Here is a 22,767-nt window from a genome sequence, read left to right as displayed (position 1 = left end):
GCGTTCATAGGAAGCGGCATGGAAACGAGAGCCAATCATCTCTGGGTCGGTGCGGTCACGCTGGTGTTGCTGGCAGGGCTGGCCGCCTTCATCGTCTGGATCGCGCGGCTGGGCGAAGGCAAGCAGGACGAATTCGATATCTTCTACGGCCAGTCGGTATCCGGCCTTGCCACCGGCAGCCAGGTCAGCTTTGCCGGGGTGCCGGTCGGTCAGGTGACCGAAATCGCGCTGGCCAAGGACGACCCGGCATTCGTGCGGGTGCGCATCAAGGTCAGGGACGATGTGCCGATGCTGGTCGGCACGCAGGCCACTATCGAAGCGAGCTTCACCGGGGTTTCTACCATCCTGCTCGACGGCGCGCGCAAGAATGCGCCGCCGATCACCTGCGAAACCACTGCGTGTCCCGAAGGCGCACCGGTGATTCCGCCCGGACGCGGCGGGTTCGGCGCGATTGTCGCCAATGCGCCGCTGCTGCTGGAGCGGCTGGCGACGCTGACCGAACAGCTGAACACGTTGCTGGGGCCGGAGAACCAGCAGGAGATTTCGGGCATCATTCGCAACACCAACCGCCTGACCGGCGGGCTGGCCGATGCTACGCCGGCTCTGGTCGCTAATCTGGAACAGTTCGAAACGACGCTGACCGAATTCAACGAGACGCTGGACGCCGTTGAAAAGCTGACGCTGACCACCGATGAACTGGTCCGAACGGAAGGATCGCCGCTGGCCGAGGAACTGCGCGGGACGCTATCGTCGGCCAATGATGCGCTCGCCGCATTGGCCGCCACGCTGGAAGACACCCGCCCAGCGGCTCGTCAGCTGCGCACCAGCACGCTGCCCAATGCCGAAGCGACCTTGCAGGATCTGCGCGCCACCAGCCGCGCCTTGCGCGCAGTCACCGAAAAGCTGGAAAGCGAAGGCGCGGGCGCCTTGGTCGGGGGCAAGTCGTTGCCGGACTATAAGCCATGAGGACAATCGATCGCATGACCTTCCGCAAATGGCCCGCCCTGATCGCTCTGCCGCTGGCATTGGCGCTGCCCGGTTGCATCAGCCTTGGCGGCGAACCGCCCGAAAGTCTGCTGACATTGAGCCCCGAAACGCGCGCGCCGGTGGGTGCAGGTGCCGCTGCCGGGCCGAACCGTCCGGTGGTGGCGGTGATGCCGATCGAAGCTGCGGCCAAGCTCGACGTGCTGCGCGTGCCGGTGGCTGTCTCCGACACCGAACTGGCCTATCTGCAAGAAGCGTTCTGGGTCGAAAAACCGGCCCGCCTGTTCCGCGGCCTGCTGGGCGAAGCTATCCGCGCACGCGGCAATGCGCTGGTGATGGACAGCGATGAAACCGTGGCGCTGGCGACGATGACCTTGCGCGGCAACCTGATCGACATGGGCTATGTCGCGCAGGATTCGGCGGTTGTCGTGCGGTTCGATGCCATTCGGATCGCAGGCGACGGCGATACCACCACCCGCCGCTTCGAAGCGCGCGAAACCGGCGTCCCGGCAGAGGGCCGCGCAGTCGGTGCAGCGATCAACCGGGCGGCGAATACAGTCGCGGGCGAAGTCGCCACGTGGGTGGCTGGGAGCTAGATCAGCCCCGCGCCAGCCGCGCGAAGCCGCAGGCGCGCAGGAAATCGGCCTCGCGCTTGGCACGGCGTTCCTCGGCCTCCCAGTCGCGGCCCCACAGATCGGCCTGCCATTCTTCCTCGAGACACACCGCCTGCCACAGCGCCAGCGGCTCGCCTTCGCCGGCAGCGTCGAACGCGGCGAGCGCGATCACCAGCGACGCGGCGAGGGTCGTCATCGCCTCCAACCCGGCAAGCGCGAACGGATCGAGTGGTTCCAGCCGCGCGCGAAGCACCGCCAGTGCCGGCGCTGGTTGGGGCCGATGCAGAATACCGCTGACCCGCACCAGCGCGATGCCGTGCTCGCTTTCGAACCGGGTCAGCAATGGCTCCCACACCTCTTGCTGACGTGTAAACAGCGGCGCGTCGGGATCGGCGCGGTAACACAGCGTATCGGTTTCAGCATAGGCGACGAGATTGTCGATCACCCTGGCCGGATCGGACGCGACCACATCGATCGCGTAATCGGTCATGTCGCGAAACGGCAGGCTGGCGGGATCTATGGTTTCGCCCTGCCGCCGCCATTCCGCCGCCAGTGCCTCGCCCAGACCCTGCGATGGCACCATTTGCGCCCGCCCGCCGACGGTCTTCACAGCGCGGCCATCGAGCATCACCTGATACCAGAGCGTTTCGGCCACCGGCACCTCGGCAAGCGTCACTTCCTTGTAGAACCGCCGGATCATGAGTGCTGATCGCCCTTGGCGCGGTCCCCGGCCTTCCAGCGCTTGGCGATGATCGCCGGCAGGAAGAAAAATTCGAGCAGGCCTAGCACCGCCAGCACCGCGCCCAGCGTCCACGGCAGTTGCACCGGCAGTACATTGCGGGTGATCGCCACGCCCAGCAGCAGCAGGCCGAGCCCGCCGATGCGTGCGGCGTTCATGATGATATAGCGGCGGCGGGCCTGCGTTTCGGCAGCGTCGCGGGCAGAGCGGCTCATCCCAGCGTCTCCTCCAGCGCCTTGCCCAGCGCAGCGGAGGTTTCAGCCACGCTGATCGCGCCGCTCGCCAGCAATTCGGCGGGCGCGTGGTATCCCCATGCAACACCGACCGCGCGTACCCCGGCGCTGCGGGCCATCAGCATGTCGAAGCTTGTATCGCCGATCATCACCGCCTCGCGCGGGGCGGCCCCGGCTTCGTACAGCGCGGCCTCCAGCATCGCGGGGTGCGGTTTGGACGGATGACGGTCGGCGGTCTGGAGCGAGACGAACATGTCGGCGATGCCATGGCAGGCAAGGCACGCCGCCAGCCCACGATCGGATTTTCCGGTGGCCACCGCAAGGCTCCAGCCCGCATCGCGCAGACTGCCGAGCAATTCGGCGATGCCATCATACAGTGGTTCGTCCAGCAGACCTTCCTCTCGCCGTGCCCGAAAGCTGGAGCGGTAGAACTCGGTCACCGCGCGGGCCTGATCCTCGGGCAGGTTGGGGGCGAGGCTGCGCACCGCGACCGGCAGGCTCAAGCCGACGATCCGACGCACCGCCTGCATATCGGGCGCGGACAGCCCGGCTCGGGCGAAGGCGCGGTCCATCGCCCAGCAGACATCGGCCTGCCCGTCGACCAGCGTGCCGTCGCAATCGAACACGGCAAGGCGCACCGCACTCATTCCCCCGCGCCCCGCACCAGATGGGCGAGCGCGGGAACGCCTGCGGTAGCAAGCCCTTCGGCAATCCGGGCGCGGTCTTCGGGCGGCTTGTTCTGTGAAAGCTTGAAGGTGGGACGCCAGTCGCGCACCGCCATGTCGAAACCGACGATGCCCTTGAACAACCCGGCCCAGGTTTTGCCGGAGCTTTCCTCCGCCCGCCACGGTTCGCCGCCCAGCCGGGCCTCGTGCTTGGCGATGGCAGTTTGGAGGAATGCCTCCAGGCCCTCATCCGCCATCCGCGTCACCGGGCCTTCGCATTCCAGCGACACGTAGTTCCACGTCGGCACGGTGTCGCGGTTGGCATACCAGCGCGGCGAGACATAGCCATCGGGGCCATTGACCACGATCAGCGCATCCGCCCCGCCGGCGAGGTGCCGGGTCAGGGCGTTGCGGGCGGAAAGGTGGAATTGCACCACCCCGTTGCCCGCCGACAGCAGCGGCGTACGGGCCGCCCGCAGGCCTTCGGGCGTGGCAGCGAAGATCGTACCGAACCCGACCTCGGCGATCAGCGTTTCGCAGGTGGCATGGTCAACGCTACGGAACTGGGGATCGGGATGCATCAGCGACCCCGGCGTTTTGGAGCCGGTTTGGGGGCGGGCCGCGCCCTGTTTGCGGCTGGCTTGCCCGATTTGGGCGCGGGTTTGGAGGCCTTGGGCGCGGGCTTTCCGGCAGGTTTGCCCGGCGCCTTCTTGCCTTTCTCGGATGCTGCGCCGCGAGCACGGCGGGGCGCGCGGGTTTCTTTCCGCGCCTGTTTGAAGTGGCGGCGGGCCGCCTGCTTCTTTTCTTCCGCCGACCGTTCCGGTGCCTCTTCGCGCAAGGGGGAGGCATCGGACAGGCCGGGATCGAAGCCCAGCACTTCCATGCTGGCGGCGAAATGATGCGGCAGATCGGCGGTGACGTCGAGCTTGCCGCCTGTTCCTTCTCCCGACTTCGGCTCGGAAATGATCAGTCGGCGGGCGTGAAGGTGCATCTTGCGGCTGACCGCGCCGGTCAGAAAGGATTCCGGCCCGCCATATTTGCCGTCGCCCACAATCGGGTGGCCGATTGCCGCCATGTGCACGCGCAACTGATGCGTGCGCCCGGTGAGCGGTTCGAGTTCCACCCACGCGGCACGCTCCCCGGCATGGTCGACCACGCGGTAACGGGTCTTGGCCGCCGCGCCGTTTTCCTCGTCGATATGCATCTTCTCGCCGCCGGTGCCGGGCTGTTTGGCCAGAGCAGCGTCGATCACGCCTTCGGACAGGGCGGGGTTGCCGACCACCAGCGCCCAATAGACTTTCCGCGCCGATCGGCTGGCGAAACGCTTGGAAAAGCTGGCGGCGCTGCCCGGCGTGCGCGCGATCAGCAGCACGCCCGAGGTGTCCTTGTCGAGCCGGTGGACGAGCCGCGGGCGGGGCGTCTTCTCGCCCTCCACGAAGGCATCGAGCAGCCCGTCGACATGCTTGGTGGTCTTGCTGCCGCCCTGCGTGGCGAGGCCCGGCGGCTTGTTGAGCACGATGGCGGACGGGGTTTCGCGAATCACCATCGCCTTGGCTTCGGCGATCTGTTCGGGGCTGAGTGTGCGGGTGCGCGGCGTGGCTTTGCGCGGGCCGGGGGCGGGCGGCTCCTCGCCGCCGGGCGGCACGCGCAGCTGTTGCCCTTCGGCTAGGCGATCCTCGGGCTTGGCGCGCTTGCCATCGACCCGGATCTGCCCGGTGCGCGCCCAGCGCGACACCGTGGCAAAGCCGATCTGCGGCAGGTTGCGTTTGAACCAGCGGTCAAGCCGGATGCCGTCGTCATCCTCGGAAACTGTGAATTGCCGGACGTTGTCGGCGGGTGCGCTGGTGTTCTTGCCTTCGCTCATGACACGCCCTGCGCTGCAATCAGACCGATGAAGATCGCCGCCATCCCGGCGCCCAGCGATACCGCGCCGTATCCCAGCGCCTCGATCATCTGACCGCGGTAAAGCATCGTCACCAGTTCGGCGCTGAAGGCGCTGAAGGTGGTGAACCCGCCGAGTAGGCCGACTCCGATTGCCAGCCGCATGGTCTCGGCAGTCTCGGCCGAAGCCGTGCCGCGCGCGAGCCAGCCGAGCAGCGCCCCCATCAAAAGGCTGCCGACGATATTCACGCTCAGCGTCGCCCACGGGAAGCCTTCGGCGGTGCGCTGGCCCAGCAGGTAGGACAGCAGGCGTCCAGTCTGATACCGGGCAAGCGCGCCCAGCGCGCCGCCACCGGCGACCAGCGCCGAAGCGGCAAGCGGAGAGAGTGCCAAAGGCATGGGGGATGTGGTCATCGCCAAGGCTCTTAGCGGGGCAGGGGCGCTCTGCCTAGGCGGTGCGGCGCACGGTCGGGCGATGGCGTGACGCTGACGGGTTGCGTTTCAGGCGGTGTTGGACTATCGGGGCCGGGTTTGGTGGGCGGTCCCTGGTGGGAATCGTCCCTCTATTATTGGTGTTTCACAGGCAATTCACCGCGTATCCCCGCATGATTCGGGCGGGCTCTGGCGTTTGGAAAAATTGAGGTAGTCGTCGTTTATGCAAATCATGGTTCGCGATAACAATGTCGATCAGGCCCTGCGCGCGCTCAAGAAGAAGCTGCAGCGTGAAGGCGTTTATCGCGAAATGAAGCTGCGTCGCCACTACGAAAAGCCAAGCGAAAAGCGCGCCCGTGAAAAGGCCGCAGCCGTTCGCCGCGCCCGCAAGATGGAGCGCAAGCGGATGGAGCGTGACGGGAGCAAGTAATCCCGTCTGCGGGCGTGTGTTTCCTCGCGGAAAGCCGCTTGAATCCCCTCTTCCGATCAGCCATCAGGGCGCGGCTTAACACCGCGCCCTTTTGTCGTCTCACACGGCTCGAAAGCGTGCCGTCACGCAGGACAACACCATGACCGAGATTACCCGCGTTCCGATCCGGCCCGTCGCAAAGGGCTCGCTGACCAAGCTGTGGATCGGCGTCATCCTCGCTATCGCCATAGGGGCGGGGCTGGCCTGGGCCGCGGTTCCGCGCGGGCTGAATGTCGACACCATCACCGCCGGCACCGGCCCGCTGCCCGAACAGGGCGACGTGTTGTTCATCAAGTACAAGGGCACGCTTGCTTCCGATGGCACTGTGTTCGATGAATCGCGCGACATTCCGCTGCCGGTGCAGGGGCTGTTTCCCGAAGGCACGCCCTTCCCGATCGAAGAAGGGGCGACCATCCCCGGCTTCTTCGAAGGGCTCCAGCAGATGCAGAAGGGCGGCAAGTACACGCTCTTCATCCCCGCCGACAAAGCCTACGGGGCCGAACCGCCTCCGGGCGCGCCGATCCCGCCCAACGCCGATCTGGAATTCGAGATCGAGGTGGTGGACGTGATGAGCCAGCAGACGTTCGAACGCAATCTCGGCATCCTGCAGCAAACGATGCAGGCGCAGATGGGCCAGGGCGGTCCCGGTGGTGCGCCTGTGCCTGTACCAGGTCAGTAAGGGGCGCTGAGCATGTCGGTGGACAAGGCAACCGTCGCCAAAATCGCCAGTCTGGCGCGGATCAGCATGGATGATGCCGAGTTGGAACGGATGGTGCCCGAACTGAACGGCATCCTGCAATGGGTGGAGCAGTTGGGCGAAGTCGACGTGACCGGGATCGAGCCGATGGCGGCGGTGATCCCCAACACCTTGCGCCTGCGCGACGACGTGGTGGATCCCGATCCGCTGACCGGCGGCGGGCGGCGCGAGGATGTGCTGGCCAATGCTCCGGCGGCGGAACACGGGTTTTTCGGCGTTCCCAAGGTGATCGAATAGCATGACTGACCTGACCCAACTCGGCGTAAAAGACATCCGCGACGGCGTGCGCGCCGGGGACTTCACCGCACGCGAAGTGGCCGAAAGCTTCAACGCTGCTGTGGCAGAAGCTGCGGCGCTCAACGCCTTCATCGTCACCACTCCCGACCATGCGCTGGCCGCGGCCGACACCGTCGATGCCGCGCGCGCCGCTGGCGAGCAACTAGGCGCAATGGCGGGTGTGCCGATCGGGATGAAAGACCTGTTCGCCACCAACGGTGTGCAGACCACTGCGGCCAGCCACATCCTCGAAGGCTTCAGCCCCCGCTACGAATCGACCGTCAGCCAGAAGCTGTGGGACGCGGGCGCGGGAATGCTGGGCAAGCTCAACCTCGATCAGTTCGCGATGGGATCGTCCAACGAGACCAGCTATTTCGGCAATGTCTCATCGCCGTGGAAGAAGGCGGGCAGCAATGCCGCGATGAGCCCGGGCGGATCGTCGGGCGGCTCGTCCAGCGCGGTGGCCGCGCGCATTGCGCCTGCCGCGACCGGCACCGACACAGGCGGATCGATCCGCCAGCCCGCGGCCTTCACTGGCATCTGCGGGATCAAGCCGACCTATGGCCGCTGCTCGCGCTGGGGCGTGGTCGCCTTCGCCTCCAGCCTCGATCAGGCCGGGCCGATGGCGCGCTCGGTTGAGGATTGCGCGATTATGCTCGGCGCGATGGCCGGGTTCGATCCCAAGGATTCGACCAGCCTCCAGATGGACGTGCCCGATTGGGAAGCGGCGCTGAACAGCGACCTGCGCGGCAAGAAAGTCGGCATCCCGCGCGAATACCGGATGGAGGGCACTGATCAGGCGATCCTCGATTCGTGGGAGCAGGGCAAGGCGTGGCTGAAGGACGCAGGCGCGGAAATCGTCGACGTGTCGCTGCCGCACACCAAATATGCACTGCCCGCATACTACATCGTCGCGCCCGCAGAAGCGTCGAGCAATCTCGCCCGCTATGACGGGGTGCGGTACGGGTTGCGCGATCTGCCCGATGGCAGCGGCTTGCAGGATATGTACGCCGCCACCCGCGCTGCCGGCTTCGGCGATGAGGTCAAACGGCGCATCCTGATCGGCACCTATGTGCTGTCGGCCGGTTTCTACGATGCCTATTACACGCAGGCGCAGAAGGTGCGCGCACTGGTCGCCCGCGATTTCGAGCGTGCGTTTGCGGAATGTGATGTGATCCTCGCGCCCACCACGCCAACGGCCTCGTTCCCCTTGGGCGAGAATGTCGATGATCCGCTGGCGATGTATCTGAACGATGTGTTCGCCGTGCCTGCCTCGTTGGCGGGCCTCCCGGCGATGAGCGTGCCTGCGATGCTGAACGAACACGGCCTGCCGCTCGGCCTGCAACTGGTGGGCCGCCCGTTCGACGAACAGGGCGTGCTGAATGCGGGCTTGGCGATCCAGCAACGTGCGGGCTTCAAGGCTGCGCCGGAGAAGTGGTGGTGATCGCCGACACCGCGCTGTGGCTTGCCGGGATCGGCATCGCCCTCGCGGTGCCGCTGACCTTCATGGCCGCGAACTGGGTGAGAAAGAACGTCGATCACGGCGAAGCGCGGTTTGGACCGGATGGCAAGGTGATCGAGGACGAGGCGAATGCCAGCCGCGAGGATTGTCCATGACGACATTCGAATGGACTACTCTTGGACTGATCCTTTTCGGGATGGTGATCCCCTTTTGGCTGATGACAGCTTTAGCCGGTATCAACTACGAGCAGAACCGCAGGCGTGCCGCCAAGCAAGACAAGCGACAATCCTTCGTGCACGAATATGTCGAACTCAGCACCAAAATGAACGAGATGCTGACTTCGGGAAAGGAAAATCTCCCCGGTCCAGCGTTGGCTGCATACCTGCGGGAGCTGAAGAAGTATCCTGAGTACAAGGATATGAGTATCTTGTATCTTGAGACAGTGACTGTCACCGGCGACGGTAGATTCGACGAAATCGCTCGGAATGAACTGAAGGCGACCGAAGAGTATTTATTGGGGCTAGATAATGACTAACTACCGCATCCAGGGTGCCACCGGCGAATGGGAGGTCGTGATCGGCCTTGAAGTCCACGCGCAGGTCAGCACCCATTCCAAGCTGTTCTCCGGCGCATCGACTGCCTTCGGGGCCGAGCCGAACTCGCAGGTCTCTCTCGTCGACGCCGCGATGCCGGGGATGCTGCCGGTGCCGAACCGCGAGTGCATTCGGCAGGCAGTGCGTACCGGCATGGCAATCGAAGCGCAGATCAACGCGTGGAGCCGGTTCGACCGCAAGAACTACTTCTACGCCGACTTGCCGCAGGGCTACCAGATCAGCCAGCTTTACCACCCGATCGTGGGCGAGGGGCATCTGCTGATCGAAGCGGACGAGAAGGCCGGCATTCCCGAAGACAAGATCATCGGGATCGAGCGCATCCATATCGAGCAGGACGCGGGCAAGCTGATGCATGATCAGCATCCGACCATGAGTTACGTCGATTTGAACCGCTGCGGTGTGGCGTTGATGGAAATCGTGTCCAAGCCCGACATGCGCTCGCCCGCCGAGGCCGGGGCTTACGTGCGCAAGCTGCGCGCGATTTTGCGCTATGTCGGCTCTTGCGATGGCAACATGGAAGAAGGCTCGATGCGCGCCGACGTGAACGTGTCGGTCCGCCGTCCGGGTGAGGAGTTCGGCACGCGTACCGAGACCAAGAACGTCAACTCAGTGCGCTTCGTCATGCAGACGATCGAGCATGAGGCGATGCGCCAGGTCGATGTGCTGGAGGCAGGCGGCACAATCGTGCAGGAAACCCGACTGTTCGATCCCGGCACCGGCACCACGCGGACCATGCGCAGCAAGGAAGACGCGCACGACTATCGCTACTTCCCCGATCCCGATCTGCTGCCGCTGGTGCTGGAGGAGGATTTCCTCGCCGAATGCCGCGCCAGCTTGCCGGAACTGCCCGATGCCAAGCGCACCCGTTACACCGATGTGCTGGGCCTCACCCCCTACAACGCGCGCGAATTGACCGCCGAGGTCGAGACCTTCGCCCGCTTCGAAACGCTGCTGGCGGAAACCGCCAAGGCGATTGGCAAGGGCGAAGCAGCGGTTGCCACGCAGGTCGCCAACTGGTCGCTTTCAGTCGCGCCCGGCGTGATGAAGGCCATCGGCGACGAAGGCGACCCCGCCAACGCCACCGCGACCGCGCAGGCGAGCATCCTTGCAATGCAGGACAAGGGCGAAATCAGCGGCGGTCAGGCCAAGGAAATCTTCGAGATCGTCCTCAAGACGGGCCGCGATCCGGCAGAGGTTGCGGATGCCGAGGGGCTGAAGCAGGTCAGCGACACTGGCGCGATCGAAGCCGCCGTAGACGCAATCATCGCCGCCAATGCCGACAAGGTCGAACAGTACCGCGGCGGCAAGGAAGCGTTGTTTGGCTTCTTCGTCGGCCAGACCATGAAAGCGATGCAGGGCAAGGCCAATCCGGGCGTGGTGAACCAGTTGTTGAAGGACAAGCTGGGCTAATGACGCTCGACTGCTTCTGCGGCGGCGTGCGGGTCACGACCGTGAAAAAGCCGGAGTTCCTCCACGCCTGCAATTGCGACCTGTGCCGCAAGTCGGGCGCGCGGTGGGGTTACTTCGACCCTTCCGAGGCGGCGATCGACGGTCAGACATCGAGCTATCGCCGCCATGACAAGCCCGAACCGGCTGTCGACGTTCACTTTTGCCCCAAGTGCGGTTCGACTACGCATTTCCGGCTGACCGAGCGAGCGGCGAGCACATTCGGCGACACGATGATGGGCGTCAACATGGCACTTTCCGACCAGGCTGATCTGGTGGGTGTCGAATTGCGTTACCCTGATGGAATGGCGTGGTCGGGCGAAGGTGCGTTCGGCTATACACGCGAAAGTCGGATACTTGGCCCTGACGGCTAGGCAGTCCAATGACCGCCATTATCCTGATCCAACCTGAAATCCCCGGCAACACCGGCGCGGTGGGGCGTACCTGTGTGGCGCTGGGAATGGAGCTGATCCTTATCCATCCGCTCGGCTTCGACATCTCGGACAAGCGGGTGAAGCGTTCCGGCCTCGATTACTGGCCGCATGTGAACCTCACTGAATATGCCAGTTGGGATGCCTTCCTCGCAGCCCGCGTGCCCCGGCCCGATCAGCTGTTCCTGTTCGAGGAATTCGGCAGCCGCAGTTTCTACGAGCCGGACTATCCGGACGACGCCATGCTGGTGTTCGGGCAGGAGACCAAGGGCATCCCCAAACCGATCATCGCGCGTCACGAAGACCGATTGTTCCACCTTCCGATGCGGTCGGACGTGATCCGTTCTCTGAACCTCGCCAACACGGTGTCGGCGGCGGCGTATCAGGCGCTGCGGGGCAAGCTCTAGGTTTCCCACCGGAAAATTCGACTCCGCCGATATTGTCCTGCTTGCCGGTTTTTGGAACTTGTGCGAATTCGCGTTCCGGGGTCGAAACAGGGAATCTGAAATTATGGGAATGGTCCGATGGACGGGCCTTGCGCTGTTGCCGCTTGCCGCGGTCGCTCATGCGCAGGCCATCAAGAGCGAGCCGGAAATGCGGATCTTCATAGCCGCCGAGGTCGAGGCGGTCGCGATGCCCAATCTCGCCTACACGCCCGATCCGACGATTGCGGCGGATTTTGACAAGTATTTCTTCTTCCACCGCGATGGCACCGATTTTGATCGCGCCTACGCCGATATCACCGAATGCGATTCGCTCGCCAGCGGGATCGACTTCTACATGGGCGGAAATGACGCGATCATGCAGAACGCGATCATGCAATACGGCGCGGCGGGTGCAATCGGCGGAGCGATCGGCGGTCTGATGGCCGATGCCATTTTCGGCAGCGCCGAGCGCCGCCGTATCAAGCGGGTCAATCTGCGCAACTGCATGTTCTACAAGGGATACGACCGCTATGGGCTGGAAAAGGACCTGTGGCAGGCGTTCCATTTCGAGGAAGGGCTGAGCCGCGAGAACGCCAAGGATCGCGAGGCTGCGCTGATGAAGCAGGCGCGCGTCGCATCAGGCCCCAAACCGCAATTCGAGGTGCTCGAACCATGAAGCGCATCCTGTCACTCGTCGCGGGCGCGCTGGCGCTCATGGCCGCGCCCGCCGCTGCCGAGAAGATCAAGCCTGACGTTGCCGAATACGAGGCAATCGAGTTGAAGAAACTCGTTTCGGGCAAGCAGACCATCGATCCGGCCAAGGCCTATATCTACATCAACAGCCCGCAGAACCGGGCCAACGGCATGTTTATCAAGACGCCCAATGCCGATGAAATTGCGAATTACGAAGCCAAATGGCGCGAGGAACTGGCTGACGAGCAGGAGGATTACCCCAAAGAGCTGAAGCGCTGGGAGGTCTCGCAGCAATCGGGCCGCGCGCGGGGCGACCGGCCCGAGGAGCCGACCGAGGCCAATTTCGCCATCGCCTCGATCGATCTGCGCATGATCGTGAATTATGGCCCGCAATACATATTCGACAAGACTGATGAGGGCGACAAGAGCTTCAGCTATCTGATCGAGGTCGAACCGGGCGAGTACAGTTATTTCGGCCCGGTCGTTTATATTCCGGGCGTACCGGTGATCGGGACGTGTTTCTGCATGGGCTCGGTCAAGTTCGAGGCCAAGGCGGGGCAGATCACCTCGCTCGGCGATTTTCTCAGCCTCGGCTGGGCGGATCGTGCGGCGCTGGAGCAATCGACCTTCGAGCGTGAATTGCTGCCAGACCGTCCGGCCCGGCCGACCGATTGGAGCGTGCCGCAATCGCTGTCGCAATATCCGCATGCCAAGGCCGATCTGCGGGCAACGGGCAAGCGCAACAACCTGATCCGCGCGCTGGTGGGCCGTATCCCGCCGGTGCCGGAAGTTCTGGCCTATGATCGCGATGTGCCGATCGATCTGGTCGGACTGGCCGAGGCAAAGGCAAGGGCGCGGGTCGAGGTGGAAATGGCGGCCGCTGCGGTTCAGGTGGCTGCCGACGAGGCCGAAGCCGCAGCCCCAGCTACACCCGAGCCTGCGAGCGCGGCCGAACCCGGCGCTATTCCAGCCCCAGCGCGTCCAGGTTCATAGTCGCCGCGTTGTAGCTGGCTTCGGCCAGCCGCCCGGCCAATTCGGCGCGGATCGCGCGGACCTGTGCGTCGGCGGCGCTTTCCTCGCGCAGGTTGACGAGGAAGAAGTCGCCCGCGCCCAGCCGGAAACGGGTGCGTTCAGCCTGCACCATGGTGGTCGCCTGCGTGACCTCCGCATCAGCCAGTTCTGCCAGCTTCTGCGCGGCGCCGAGGTTGGCGAGAATGTTGTCCACTTCGGTGGTAATCTGGTCGGCGATGCGGCGCTGGCGCAGTTCGGTCTCGCGCAGTTCAGCCTCGGCACGCTGCAGCCGTCCGCGCGCCTCGCGCCGCTGCAGCGGTACGGTGAAGGTCAGGCCAACCACCGTATCGGTTGAATCGAAGCTCGGCCCGCCCGGCCCGATTGCGCCGAAATCGCGCGACAGTTCCACGCTGGCATCAAGGCGGGGCAGCAGATCGTTGCGCCGCAATGCCACCCGGTTAGTCGCCCGCTCCAGCGCCAACCTGAAGGTCTGCAATTCCGGGCGGCTGCGGATCACGGCACTGAGCGGGGCGGCAACCAGCGCTTCCATCTCCGCCATGGCTGCGATCGTGTCGGTATCGGGCAGCTGTTCGCGGGTCGGGACATACATCTGCCCGTTCGCATCGCGCAGGTAGAACCCGAGCGAGTTTGCCGCGGTGAGGAAATTGCGCTTGGCTTCCTCCAGCAGCGTGCGGCGACGCAGCAGGTTCTGTTCGTTTTCGGTCAGCGCGATGCGCGGGCGGGCACCTTCGCGCACCTCGCGGCTGAGGCCCACCTGCCGCGCCTCGGCGATTTCGAGCAATTCTTCGAACACGCGGATTTCCTCGCCCGCCGCGACCCAGCGCCAATAGGCGCGCAGGGCCTCGTGCTGGACGTTCAATTGCACCAGCAGCACATCGAGCCGCGCCTGACTGGCCGCCAGCCGGGTATCCTCGATCGCGAAGCGGCGTGCATCGATGTCGCGGTTGCGCAGCAGCGAAAACAGGGCGCCGACCTTGGCTTCGCCCAGTCGATTGGTGAAATTGTAGTTCTCGTAAATCGGGAAGTCGCCGTCGGACGCGCGGTACGAACCGAACACCTCTGCACCGAAAGGCCGCAGGGGCTGGCGCGCTTCGACCTTGCCGAACCCGCCCGAATAGAAGCCCGAAAGCCGGTCATAATATTCGCCCTTCAGCATCAGATCGAACGCGCCGTCAGCCGAAAGCTGGTCGCTGCGTGCGGCAGCCTCGCGCTCGAACGCTTCGAGGATCGAGGGGAAGGTGAGGGCGGATGATCGCAGCACCTCGCCCGGCAGCAGCGGCCCGGTGGTGAGCGCTACTTCGAGCGGATCGCCCACCGGTGCGATGTCCTGCGCCAGCGCGGAGGCGGGCGACAGCGACAGGACCATCAGCGCCGCGCTGCAGGCCAGCCATCGCCAGCGGGTCAAGGTCAGGGCACGCGCCATTGTCACCGGGTCTGCGCGGTGTCTTCGCCCGGCGGCAGTTCGGGCGGGAAATTGTTGAGCTGACGCCAGATTTCGTAGCCGACCGGCACGGTTTCCAGCAGCACCCAGGCCTGCGCCTTGGCCCCGAACCGCACGAAGCGTTCTTCCGGCCAGGCATGGGCGTCGGACTTGTCCTCGGCGATCAGCACGCGGAAGCGTCCGCTGGGCTGGGCCGACTGGTCAACCGCGACCACGATCCCGCCGAAGGTGCCGACCGCGACCGATGGCCAGCCGGAAAACTGCACCGCGGGCCAGCCTTCGAACATGATCCGCGCCCTATCCCCGCGCTTCACCAGCGCGACGTCGCGCCCGTCGATGAACACCTCGACCACGCGTTCGGCACCGTCGGGCACGAAGGTCGCCAGCACGTCCCCGGCGTTTATGTAGGTTGCGGCGTCTCCGGCGTTGAGGCTCTGGATGAAGCCGTCGCGCGGGGCGCGCACGATCTGCACCGACTGGCGCGACAGGCTGACATCGGCGCGATTGAGAGCGGCCTGTGCGGCGGCGACCCGGCCTTCCATTTCGGCGATGCGAATCTGCGCCTGTTCGTAGTCGCGCCGTGCGGCGAGCCCGGCTTCGAACAATTCGCGCGATCGGCGTTCATCAAGCCGCGCAGTCGCCAGCGCGCTTTGCGCGGCCTGCAACTGCAAGTCGACCTGCTGGCGTTCGGCCTGCAGACGCTCGATCAGCTGCGGATCGATATCGGCGATCCGCACGATCGGGTCGCCCTTTTCCACCGCGCTGCCATCGCGCACGTACCATTCTTCGATCCGGCCCGGCACCAGCGCGTTGATGTCCTGCTTGCGCTCGTTCGGGTTGAGCGTGTTGACAGCCCCGCGTCCGGTCGCAGTCTGCAGCCACGGAGCGTAGATCAGGAACGCTAGGCCGGCCAGAAAGGCGACCAGCAGCATGTAGAAGGTAGCGCGCATCACGCGCGGCACCTTGACGGTTTCCAGCGCCGTGAAGCGGTGCGGCGTGCGTTGCGACGAGTTCATGGCCGACCTCCGCTGCCGGGCGCGGCGACCTGAGCTTGCAGGCGTTCGACATCGGCGCGGGCGACGCGGCTGTCGCGGCGTGCTTTGGTAAAGTCGGTGAAATTGTCGAACCAGGTCTGGCGATCAGCCTCCATGTGGAGGAAGGTGTCGCACCCGAGCGCGGCGTCACGCGCCGAGAAATAGACCACCGTCGTGTATGCGCCTGCGCGAATGGCATCGAGTGCGTGGGTGAGGTGTTCTTCCTCGATCAGATCGAACAGTCGGGTGAGCACGAGAACGCGCGGACGGGCGAGGATGGCGCTCGCCAGCTTGAGTTTGAGCAGTTCGATCGTCGAGAGCGGATAACCGGTCGCCGCGATCTTGGTATCGAGGCCGTGCTCCAGTCCGGCAACCGCCTCCGCCACACCGACCGCTTCCAGCGCGTCGAGCATTCGCCAGCTTTCGCCCGCCGCGCATGACAGGCCGAGATATTGGCGGATAGTCATCGGCACGAAGCTGGGCCGGTCGAGCACATAGATGCTCATCCGCAGGTGATGTGCCTCGATCTCTTTCAGCTCTGTCCCGCCGAGCGTGACGTAGCCTGTAGCTGGCAGCTCATAAAGTTTGAGGACGTTGGTGAACAATCGCTGCAACCCGTGCTGACTGGTCGCGGCCATCACGATTGCGCCGCTGGGAATCGTGAAGCCGAGTTCGGCGTCCTCGTGACGGGCCTTGCCACGCACTTGCCGGAACACCAGCGTGTGATCGTCCCCGCTAAGCGGGTCGGCCCCGCCAGGTTGTTCCTGCTCAACATTGAAGAACAACGAGACTTCTTCTCCCGCAGCGCACAGTTCGTAGAAATAGTTGAGGTAAGTGCCCAGCTGCGCCACGCCGAAGAACGCAGCTGACAGCACCAGTTCGGCGGCCACCAGCTGGCCCAGCGTCAATTCGAACTGGATCACCAGCCAGCCGCCCAGCCCCAGCAGCACCGCACTGGCCGATGCATACATCAGCAGGAACGACAGCGTCTGCGAGAAATGCTGGCGGAAGTAGCGGCGGCGCGCGTTGAGGTAATTGTGGGTCTTCCGGTCGGTTTCGGCGATTGCGTAATCGACCCGCTGCTGAGATTTGAAGAAGCCGTTGGATTCGCCGATCTCCTGCAGCCACATTGCGGTGCCGTGCTTGGCATGGCTCATGTCAATCGCAGCGCGGATGGCACGGGAGCCCCACACCAGCCAGACGATCCAGATCAGCGCGATCATAACCAGCGTGAAGATCAGGAATAGCGGGTGGTAAAGTGACACCAGCACGAAGCCGACCGTAATGCCGAGCAGGATCGAAAATCCGTCGATGACCAGGATCGGCGTGCGCGACATGATCACCATCACATCGAAATAGCGGTTGAACAGCGCGCCGCGGGTGGTGTCGGTGAAGAACGGGTTCTGCGCGTAGATCGCGATCAGCGAAATCTCGCTGACCATGCGTGCGTAGAAGCGGCGTGCAAACAGCTCCATCAGGTGAATGCGCAAGGCATAGAGCATCGAGGAGAACAGCAGCAGCACGAACAGCGTTACCGACAGCATCACCAGCGGCGCGGGCATGGCGGTGTTGGCAACCGTGTTGATCAGCATCTGCACGGATATCGGCGTCGCCAGCGACAGCAGGCTGATGCCGATGCCGTAAACTACCGCGAGCCAATAGAAACTGCTCTCGGGCTTCATGATCTCGGCAAAGATCCGGAAGAACTTGGTCAGCGAGATCTGCGAGCCGTAAGATGGGGCTTCAACCGCCATGGCAGCCTTTCTGTCCAATAAATGTGTTCACGCGATGCATCATGTAGCAGGACAGGCGCGGGTATCCGCAGCCATGAAGCGCGACCTTTAGGCGCGCTCCCCGGCTTGTCACGACCAGATGCATGCCGCGCAACACTTTTTGCGGCACAGCTTCAATCCACCAGCGTGCAGGCGGTTCCGGCGGTTGCCGTTTATGCAAATTCATGAATATACAAACCTACAGGAAGCTAATGAGAGGCATTTTCATTTTCTGGCCGCGTTAGCCTCTCAACCTTGCCGCTAGATGAACCGTGCGGTTTCGGGCATGGGCAAGCAATGAAAAAAACGGTGCAATCACTGTCGGATGGCGAAAGGCAGCGCATCGTGCTGCTGGTCGGCGGTGGTCATGCCCATGTGGCGGTGCTGGCCGACTGGATCCGATGCGGGCCGCCCCCCGGTGCCCGCACGCTGCTGCTCACGCCGCATCCCTCCTTGCGCTATTCGGGGATGGTGCCGGGCTGGCTGGCGGGGCAGCACGGACGCGATGAAGGGTTGGTCGATCTTGCGGCGCTGGCGCAGCGCGCGGGCGCCGCGCTCGTGCAGGGGCGCTGTGTCGCCATCGACCCGCAGGCGCGGCTGGTGCGCACCGATACTGGCGAGACGATCGCGTTCGATTACGCTTCGCTGGATACCGGCGGCGAAGGCCGCGCAGCTGCGCTGCTGGGCAATGACCCGCGCCTGATCGACATCCGCCCGATCGATATTTTTGTGGCTCGCATCGCCGAGCGCGCCGCGCCGCGCCGGGTGGTGGTGGCCGGCGGCGGCGCGGGCGGGGTGGAACTGGCGTTCGGGCTGCGAAACCTCGCATGGGCCGAAGCGCGGCCCGAAGTGACTCTGGTGACAGGCGAGGGGGGCTTGCTCCCCGGCTTTTCGACGGCGGCACGCGGGCGCGTGGGCAGGGGCTTGGCGCGGCAAGGCATCGTGGTGCACCCTGCCGCCGCGCATTTCGAAGCCGGCGCGATCATGGCAGGGCGGCAGTCGCTCGAACCGGCGGATCTCATTGTCGCCGCCATCGGCAGCGCTGCGCCGGAGTGGGTGCGGACAAGCGGGCTGGCGGTGGGTGATGCAGGCTTCGCGCTGGTCGACGCGCACCAGCGTTCGGTTTCCCACCCGCATATCCTTGCCGCTGGGGACGTGGCGGCCCGCGCCGACCGCCCGTTGGCCCATTCAGGAGTCCACGCAGTTTTCGCCGGGCCGGTGCTAACGGCCAATCTGCGCAGGTTGCTGGCGGGTGAGCCGCCGCGCGCTGCCTACCAACCGCGTTGGAACAGCCTGTATCTGATGAATACCGGCGACGGGCAGGCTATTGCCAGCTATGGCCCGCTGGCTGCACAGGGGCGCTGGGTGCTGCGGCTGAAGCACTGGATCGACAAGCGCTGGATCGCAAAATACGCCGCGCTCGCGGGAACTGCGTAACCTCCGGCGCGCTTCGGGCGAAAACAGGGCAAGGAGTTCCCTTGAAGAAAATCATTATCCTTGCCGCATTGGCTGCGATCGTGGCTGCCTATTTCGTGTTCGATCTGGGCCAATACCTCACGCTGAGCGGGGTGAAGGATCTCGTCGCCCAGTGGGAAGCGTTCTACGATCGGAATCCGGTCGCGGTGCTTGCCGGCTTTTTTGCGGTCTATGTCGCGGTCACCGCGGCATCGCTTCCGGGCGCGGCGATCATGACGCTGGCAGCGGGAGCCTTGTTCGGGCTGGTTACGGGCACGATCCTTGTCTCCTTCGCTTCGACCGCCGGGGCGACGCTGGCGTTCCTGTCGTCACGCTATGTGCTGCGCGACACCATCGAGGCGCGGTTTGGCGAGCGGTTGAAGGCGATCAACGCCGGGCTGGAGCGCGACGGGGCGTTCTACCTGTTCAGCCTGCGGATGATTCCCGCGTTCCCGTTCTTCGTGGTCAATCTGGTGATGGGCCTGACCCGCATCCGGATCTGGACCTATGTCTGGGTGAGCCAAGTGGGCATGTTGCTGGGCACCGCCGTCTATGTGAATGCCGGGACGCAGCTGGCGCGGATCGACAGCCTTTCCGGCATCGTATCGCCGGGCGTGCTGGCGAGCTTCGCCCTGCTCGGCATTGCGCCGTGGCTGGCCAAGCTGGTGATCGGCATCATCAAGCGCCGCAAGGTCTATGCCGGGTTCACGCGGCCCAAGTCGTTCGACCGTAATCTCGTCGTTGTCGGCGCAGGCTCTGCGGGCCTTGTCTCAGCTTATATCGCCGCGCAGGTGAAGGCGAGCGTGACGCTGGTCGAAGCCCGGGACATGGGCGGCGATTGCCTCAACACCGGCTGCGTGCCGTCGAAGGCACTGATCAAGAGCGCCAAGGTCGCAGCAATGATGCGCGGGGCGAACAGATACGGGCTGGAAGCCACGACGCCCACAGTGCCGTTCAAGCGGGTTATGGCGCGGGTGCTGGATGCCATCAAGACCATCGAGCCGCACGATTCCGTCGAGCGCTACACCGATCTCGGCGTCGATGTGGTGAAGGGCTATGCGACGATCATCGACCCGTGGACGGTCGAGATCGCGCGCAATGATGGCGGCACGCAGCGGCTGACGACGCGCAGCATTGTCATCGCTTCGGGCGCAGCGCCAGTGGTGCCGGATATTCCGGGGATCGAAGCCAGCGGCTATCTCACCAGCGAAACCCTGTGGAACGCCTTTGCAACAATGGACGAAGCGCCGCAGCGGATCGCGGTGCTGGGCGGCGGGCCGATCGGGTGCGAATTGTCGCAGGCGCTGGCGCGGCTGGGTTCGCAGGTCACGCAGATCGAGCGCAGCGACCGGGTATTGGGGCGCGAGGATGACGATGTCTCCTTGCTCGCCCGTGCGGTGCTGGAAGAGTCGGGCGTGAACGTGCTGACCGGTCATGCCGCCGTGCGCATCGAAGGTCGCACCCTGATCGCGGAGGCTGACGGCGCGGAGGTGGCAGTGCCGTACGATGCGTTGATTGTCGCAGTCGGGCGCAAGGCGCGGCTCACCGGGTTCGGACTGGAAGCAATTGGCGTGGACACGGCGAAAACCGTCAACACCGACGAATTCCTTGCCACCAAATTCCCGAACATCTTCGCGGCGGGCGACGTGGCCGGGCCATACCAGTTCACCCACACTGCCAGCCATCAGGCCTGGTACGCCAGCGTCAACGCGCTGTTCGGGCAGTTCCGCAAGTTCAAGGCTGACTACCGCGTGATCCCCGCCGTCACCTTCCTCGAACCCGAAGTCGCGCGTGTCGGTCTCAACGAAAGCGAAGCGGCGGAGCAGGGCATTGCGGTGGAAGTCACTCGCTACGACCTCGACGATCTCGACCGTGCCATTGCCGAAAGCGAGACGCGCGGCTTCGTCAAAGTCCTCACCCCGCCCGGCAAGGACACAGTGCTGGGTGCCACCATCGTCGGCGCGCACGCGGGCGAATTGCTGGCCGAATATGTGCTGGCGATGAAGTACGGGATCGGGCTCAACAAGATCCTCGGCACGATTCATTCCTACCCCACCATGGCCGAAGCCAACAAGTTCGCCGCAGGCAACTGGAAGAAGGCGCACAAGCCCGAAGGGGTGCTGAAGTGGGTCGAACGCTACCACGCATGGCGGCGGGGTTAATCAGGAGAACACGCAATGCTTGCCAAATTTGCTCTGCTCATCATGCGGATCGGCACCGGAATGCTTCTTGTCCTGTGGGGCGGGGCGCGGCTGCTGAACGAAGGCATGGGGAGCGGCCTTGCCAACAAATATTACGGCGGCGTCGGCGCGGACAATACCTTGCAACTCGCCTTCGCGGCGGTTGAAGTGGCGATCGGCGTGCTGGTGGTGCTCGGCCTGCTGCGCAAATATGCGCTGATCGGTTCGGCAATCATTCTGGTGGGCGGAGCGCTGCCGATCTGGCGGCATTTTCTCGATCCCTTCGGCCTGTACCTGTTCGACAGTCAGGAGCAGGCGAACCTGCTGTTCTTCCCGTCACTGACCGTGGCGGGTGCGGCGCTGGCGCTGATTGCGTTTCGCAGGCAGGATACGCTGGCGCTCGACCGGCTGATCGGCAAGAAGCGCTTTTAACGACGGCAATCGGGGGCGCATTTGGAACTGTTCGACCAGTTGAGAGGCGTGCTCGGGCTCGCGGTGCTGCTGGTCATCGCATGGGCTTTCAGCGAGGATCGCCGCAGCCACCCCGGCTGGCGCTGGATGCTGGGCGCGCTGGCGCTGCAAGGGCTGCTCGCGCTGCTGATCGTGCGGGTGCCGTTTGTGTGGGAGATCGTCGGGCTGGCCGACAGCGCGGTCAGCGCGGTCGAACAGGCAACGCTCAAGGGTTCGTCCTACATGTTCGGCTATCTGGGCGGAGCGCCGCTGCCGTTTGCGCTGAAAGAAGGCGCGCAGCCGCCGCTGATCATCGCATTCCAGATTTTGCCGCTGGTGATCGTGTTTTCCGCGCTCGCCGCGCTGTTGTGGCATTGGGGCGTGCTGCGCTGGCTGGTGAACGGCTTGTCGTTCCTGCTACGCCGCAGCTTGGGGGTGAGCGGCGTCGTCGGTCTTTCGGGCGGGGCGAACATGTTCCTCGGCGTAGTCGAAAGCCCGCTGGTGGTGCGCGCCTATTTCTTGCCGATGACCCGCGCCGAACTGTTTCAGGTGATGGTGCTGGCGATGGCGACCATCAGCGGCGCGATCCTGATCCTTTACGCCACCACCTTGCGCGCAACCGTGCCCGATGCGGTCGGCCACATGATCTCCGCCTCGCTGATCTCGCTACCCGCCGCGCTGCTGATCGCGCGGCTGATGGTGCCGGGAATGGCGGAGGATGCGCAGACGGCGGTGGAGAAGGATGAACCCGGCCTCAAATACGAATCCAGCATCGATGCGATCGTCAAAGGCACGATGGACGGCATGGCGCTGTTCCTTGCGGTCATTGCCGTTATCATCGTGGTGTTCGCGCTGGTGGCGCTAGCCGATCAGGTTCTGGCCTTGCTGCCCCTCATCGAAGGTGAAGCGGTGAGCCTCAAGCGCGTATTCGGTTGGTTGTTCTCTCCCTTCATGTGGCTGCTGGGCGTACCGTGGAGCGATGCTCAGGCGGCGGGCGGATTGATGGGCACCAAGGCCATCCTCAACGAGTATGTCGCCTATCTCGAACTCGCCGCGCTGCCTGCAGGCACATTGGGACCAAGGAGCCTGCTGATCGTTACCTATGCATTGTGCGGGGTGGCGAACCTTGCCAGCGTCGGATTGCTGGTATCGACCATCGGCACGCTCTGCCCCGAACGCCGGGCGGAGGCCGCGGGATTGGGGATGAAAAGCTGGCTCGCGGGCAATCTGGCGAGCGCAATGACAGGCGCGTGGATCGGGCTGGTAAGCTGGGGCGTGTGAC

At 64.5% G+C, this 22,767-nt stretch carries 26 protein-coding genes; 17 read left to right on the top strand and 9 right to left on the bottom strand.

Translation table 11 applies throughout. The annotated features are described in order from the left end of the window. Positions 1–18 precede the first annotated feature (18 nt). Both J3454_RS13960 and J3454_RS13955 read left to right on the top strand, forming a co-directional pair. Entirely contained in the window at positions 19–966 is a 948-nt protein-coding gene (locus J3454_RS13960; RefSeq protein WP_349514371.1) for an MlaD family protein, read from the top strand. Between the two features lie 14 nt (positions 967–980). After that, the gene (locus tag J3454_RS13955) at positions 981–1,580 is read left to right on the top strand and encodes an ABC-type transport auxiliary lipoprotein family protein (protein ID WP_349514370.1); all 600 of its coding nucleotides are present in this window, start codon (positions 981–983) and stop codon (positions 1,578–1,580) included. Between the two features lies 1 nt (position 1,581). On the opposite strand, the gene J3454_RS13950 is transcribed toward J3454_RS13955, so the two are convergent. From J3454_RS13950 to crcB, 6 genes are read right to left on the bottom strand one after another with little or no spacing between them, the layout of a single operon-like run. Continuing rightward, positions 1,582–2,295 (bottom strand): ATP12 family chaperone protein, encoded by a 714-nt coding sequence (locus tag J3454_RS13950; protein ID WP_502878613.1) that lies wholly within the window; start codon positions 2,293–2,295, stop codon positions 1,582–1,584. Beyond that, a complete protein-coding gene (locus J3454_RS13945; protein ID WP_349514368.1) occupies positions 2,295–2,552 on the bottom strand; it encodes a hypothetical protein in 258 nt (85 codons plus the stop codon). Before J3454_RS13945 ends, J3454_RS13950 begins: the two co-directional genes overlap by 1 nt. After that, positions 2,549–3,217 carry an HAD-IA family hydrolase gene (locus J3454_RS13940; RefSeq protein ID WP_349514367.1) on the bottom strand — a complete coding sequence of 223 codons (669 nt, stop codon included), beginning with the start codon at positions 3,215–3,217 and terminating at the stop codon, positions 2,549–2,551. The genes J3454_RS13945 and J3454_RS13940 overlap by 4 nt, the downstream gene beginning before the upstream one ends. Continuing rightward, positions 3,214–3,816, bottom strand: coding sequence for an FMN-binding negative transcriptional regulator (locus J3454_RS13935; RefSeq protein ID WP_349514366.1), 603 nt, complete (start codon positions 3,814–3,816; stop codon positions 3,214–3,216). The genes J3454_RS13940 and J3454_RS13935 overlap by 4 nt, the downstream gene beginning before the upstream one ends. Continuing rightward, positions 3,816–5,099, bottom strand: coding sequence for an RluA family pseudouridine synthase (locus J3454_RS13930; RefSeq protein ID WP_349514365.1), 1,284 nt, complete (start codon positions 5,097–5,099; stop codon positions 3,816–3,818). Before J3454_RS13930 ends, J3454_RS13935 begins: the two co-directional genes overlap by 1 nt. Next, a complete protein-coding gene (gene crcB / locus J3454_RS13925) occupies positions 5,096–5,530 on the bottom strand; it encodes a fluoride efflux transporter CrcB (RefSeq protein ID WP_349514364.1) in 435 nt (144 codons plus the stop codon). The genes J3454_RS13930 and crcB overlap by 4 nt, the downstream gene beginning before the upstream one ends. A 241-nt stretch (positions 5,531–5,771) precedes the next feature. On the opposite strand from crcB, the gene rpsU reads away from it, so the two are divergent. The 11 genes from rpsU (at position 5,772) to J3454_RS13870 (ending at position 13,114) form a co-directional block, all read left to right on the top strand. Further along, on the top strand, positions 5,772–5,978 hold the full coding sequence (gene rpsU, locus J3454_RS13920; protein ID WP_017664771.1) for a 30S ribosomal protein S21: 207 nt from the start codon (positions 5,772–5,774) through the stop codon (positions 5,976–5,978). 139 nt (positions 5,979–6,117) lie between these two features. Further along, positions 6,118–6,696, top strand: coding sequence for an FKBP-type peptidyl-prolyl cis-trans isomerase (locus J3454_RS13915; protein ID WP_349514363.1), 579 nt, complete (start codon positions 6,118–6,120; stop codon positions 6,694–6,696). Positions 6,697–6,708: 12 nt separating this feature from the next. Beyond that, positions 6,709–7,011 (top strand): Asp-tRNA(Asn)/Glu-tRNA(Gln) amidotransferase subunit GatC, encoded by a 303-nt coding sequence (gene gatC / locus J3454_RS13910; protein WP_349514362.1) that lies wholly within the window; start codon positions 6,709–6,711, stop codon positions 7,009–7,011. 1 nt (position 7,012) lies between these two features. Then, positions 7,013–8,494 (top strand): Asp-tRNA(Asn)/Glu-tRNA(Gln) amidotransferase subunit GatA, encoded by a 1,482-nt coding sequence (gene gatA / locus J3454_RS13905; protein WP_349514361.1) that lies wholly within the window; start codon positions 7,013–7,015, stop codon positions 8,492–8,494. Continuing rightward, the gene (locus J3454_RS13900; protein ID WP_349514360.1) at positions 8,491–8,667 is read left to right on the top strand and encodes a glutamyl-tRNA amidotransferase; all 177 of its coding nucleotides are present in this window, start codon (positions 8,491–8,493) and stop codon (positions 8,665–8,667) included. The genes gatA and J3454_RS13900 overlap by 4 nt, the downstream gene beginning before the upstream one ends. Continuing rightward, positions 8,664–9,047, top strand: coding sequence for a hypothetical protein (locus J3454_RS13895; RefSeq protein ID WP_349514359.1), 384 nt, complete (start codon positions 8,664–8,666; stop codon positions 9,045–9,047). The genes J3454_RS13900 and J3454_RS13895 overlap by 4 nt, the downstream gene beginning before the upstream one ends. Further along, positions 9,040–10,536 (top strand): Asp-tRNA(Asn)/Glu-tRNA(Gln) amidotransferase subunit GatB, encoded by a 1,497-nt coding sequence (gene gatB / locus J3454_RS13890; protein WP_349514358.1) that lies wholly within the window; start codon positions 9,040–9,042, stop codon positions 10,534–10,536. Before J3454_RS13895 ends, gatB begins: the two co-directional genes overlap by 8 nt. After that, on the top strand, positions 10,536–10,946 hold the full coding sequence (locus tag J3454_RS13885; protein ID WP_349514357.1) for a GFA family protein: 411 nt from the start codon (positions 10,536–10,538) through the stop codon (positions 10,944–10,946). Before gatB ends, J3454_RS13885 begins: the two co-directional genes overlap by 1 nt. 8 nt (positions 10,947–10,954) lie before the next feature. Then, entirely contained in the window at positions 10,955–11,410 is a 456-nt protein-coding gene (locus tag J3454_RS13880) for a tRNA (cytidine(34)-2'-O)-methyltransferase (RefSeq protein WP_349514356.1), read from the top strand. 103 nt (positions 11,411–11,513) lie between these two features. Then, positions 11,514–12,104, top strand: a complete 591-nt coding sequence (locus tag J3454_RS13875; protein ID WP_349514355.1) for a hypothetical protein — start codon at positions 11,514–11,516, stop codon at positions 12,102–12,104. Continuing rightward, a complete protein-coding gene (locus tag J3454_RS13870; protein ID WP_349514354.1) occupies positions 12,101–13,114 on the top strand; it encodes a hypothetical protein in 1,014 nt (337 codons plus the stop codon). The genes J3454_RS13875 and J3454_RS13870 overlap by 4 nt, the downstream gene beginning before the upstream one ends. On the opposite strand, the gene J3454_RS13865 is transcribed toward J3454_RS13870, so the two are convergent. Genes J3454_RS13865 through J3454_RS13855 form a run of 3 tightly spaced genes read right to left on the bottom strand, consistent with a single transcriptional unit; the run spans position 13,083 to position 17,382 of the window. Further along, the gene (locus J3454_RS13865) at positions 13,083–14,576 is read right to left on the bottom strand and encodes a TolC family protein (protein ID WP_349514353.1); all 1,494 of its coding nucleotides are present in this window, start codon (positions 14,574–14,576) and stop codon (positions 13,083–13,085) included. The genes J3454_RS13870 and J3454_RS13865 overlap by 32 nt on opposite strands. 2 nt (positions 14,577–14,578) lie before the next feature. Next, the gene (locus J3454_RS13860) at positions 14,579–15,610 is read right to left on the bottom strand and encodes an HlyD family secretion protein (protein ID WP_349514352.1); all 1,032 of its coding nucleotides are present in this window, start codon (positions 15,608–15,610) and stop codon (positions 14,579–14,581) included. Then, positions 15,607–17,382 (bottom strand): ABC transporter transmembrane domain-containing protein, encoded by a 1,776-nt coding sequence (locus J3454_RS13855; protein ID WP_349514351.1) that lies wholly within the window; start codon positions 17,380–17,382, stop codon positions 15,607–15,609. Before J3454_RS13855 ends, J3454_RS13860 begins: the two co-directional genes overlap by 4 nt. A gap of 315 nt (positions 17,383–17,697) precedes the next feature. Between J3454_RS13855 and J3454_RS13850 the strand changes: the two genes are divergently transcribed. Genes J3454_RS13850 through J3454_RS13835 form a run of 4 tightly spaced genes read left to right on the top strand, consistent with a single transcriptional unit; the run spans position 17,698 to position 22,766 of the window. Further along, positions 17,698–18,837, top strand: a complete 1,140-nt coding sequence (locus J3454_RS13850) for an FAD-dependent oxidoreductase (protein ID WP_349514350.1) — start codon at positions 17,698–17,700, stop codon at positions 18,835–18,837. 41 nt (positions 18,838–18,878) lie between these two features. Beyond that, positions 18,879–21,017 (top strand): dihydrolipoyl dehydrogenase family protein, encoded by a 2,139-nt coding sequence (locus J3454_RS13845; RefSeq protein ID WP_349514349.1) that lies wholly within the window; start codon positions 18,879–18,881, stop codon positions 21,015–21,017. 15 nt (positions 21,018–21,032) lie between these two features. Next, positions 21,033–21,467 carry a hypothetical protein gene (locus tag J3454_RS13840; protein ID WP_349514348.1) on the top strand — a complete coding sequence of 145 codons (435 nt, stop codon included), beginning with the start codon at positions 21,033–21,035 and terminating at the stop codon, positions 21,465–21,467. Positions 21,468–21,488: 21 nt separating this feature from the next. Next, positions 21,489–22,766 (top strand): NupC/NupG family nucleoside CNT transporter, encoded by a 1,278-nt coding sequence (locus tag J3454_RS13835; protein ID WP_349514347.1) that lies wholly within the window; start codon positions 21,489–21,491, stop codon positions 22,764–22,766. The last annotated feature ends 1 nt before the right edge of the window (position 22,767 follow it).

The sequence above is a fragment of the Erythrobacter sp. NFXS35 genome (assembly GCF_040148725.1).
Lineage (GTDB): Bacteria > Pseudomonadota > Alphaproteobacteria > Sphingomonadales > Sphingomonadaceae > Erythrobacter.
The sequence above is the reverse complement of the archived record's forward strand: the minus strand, read 5'-3'. Positions and strand labels throughout refer to the sequence as shown.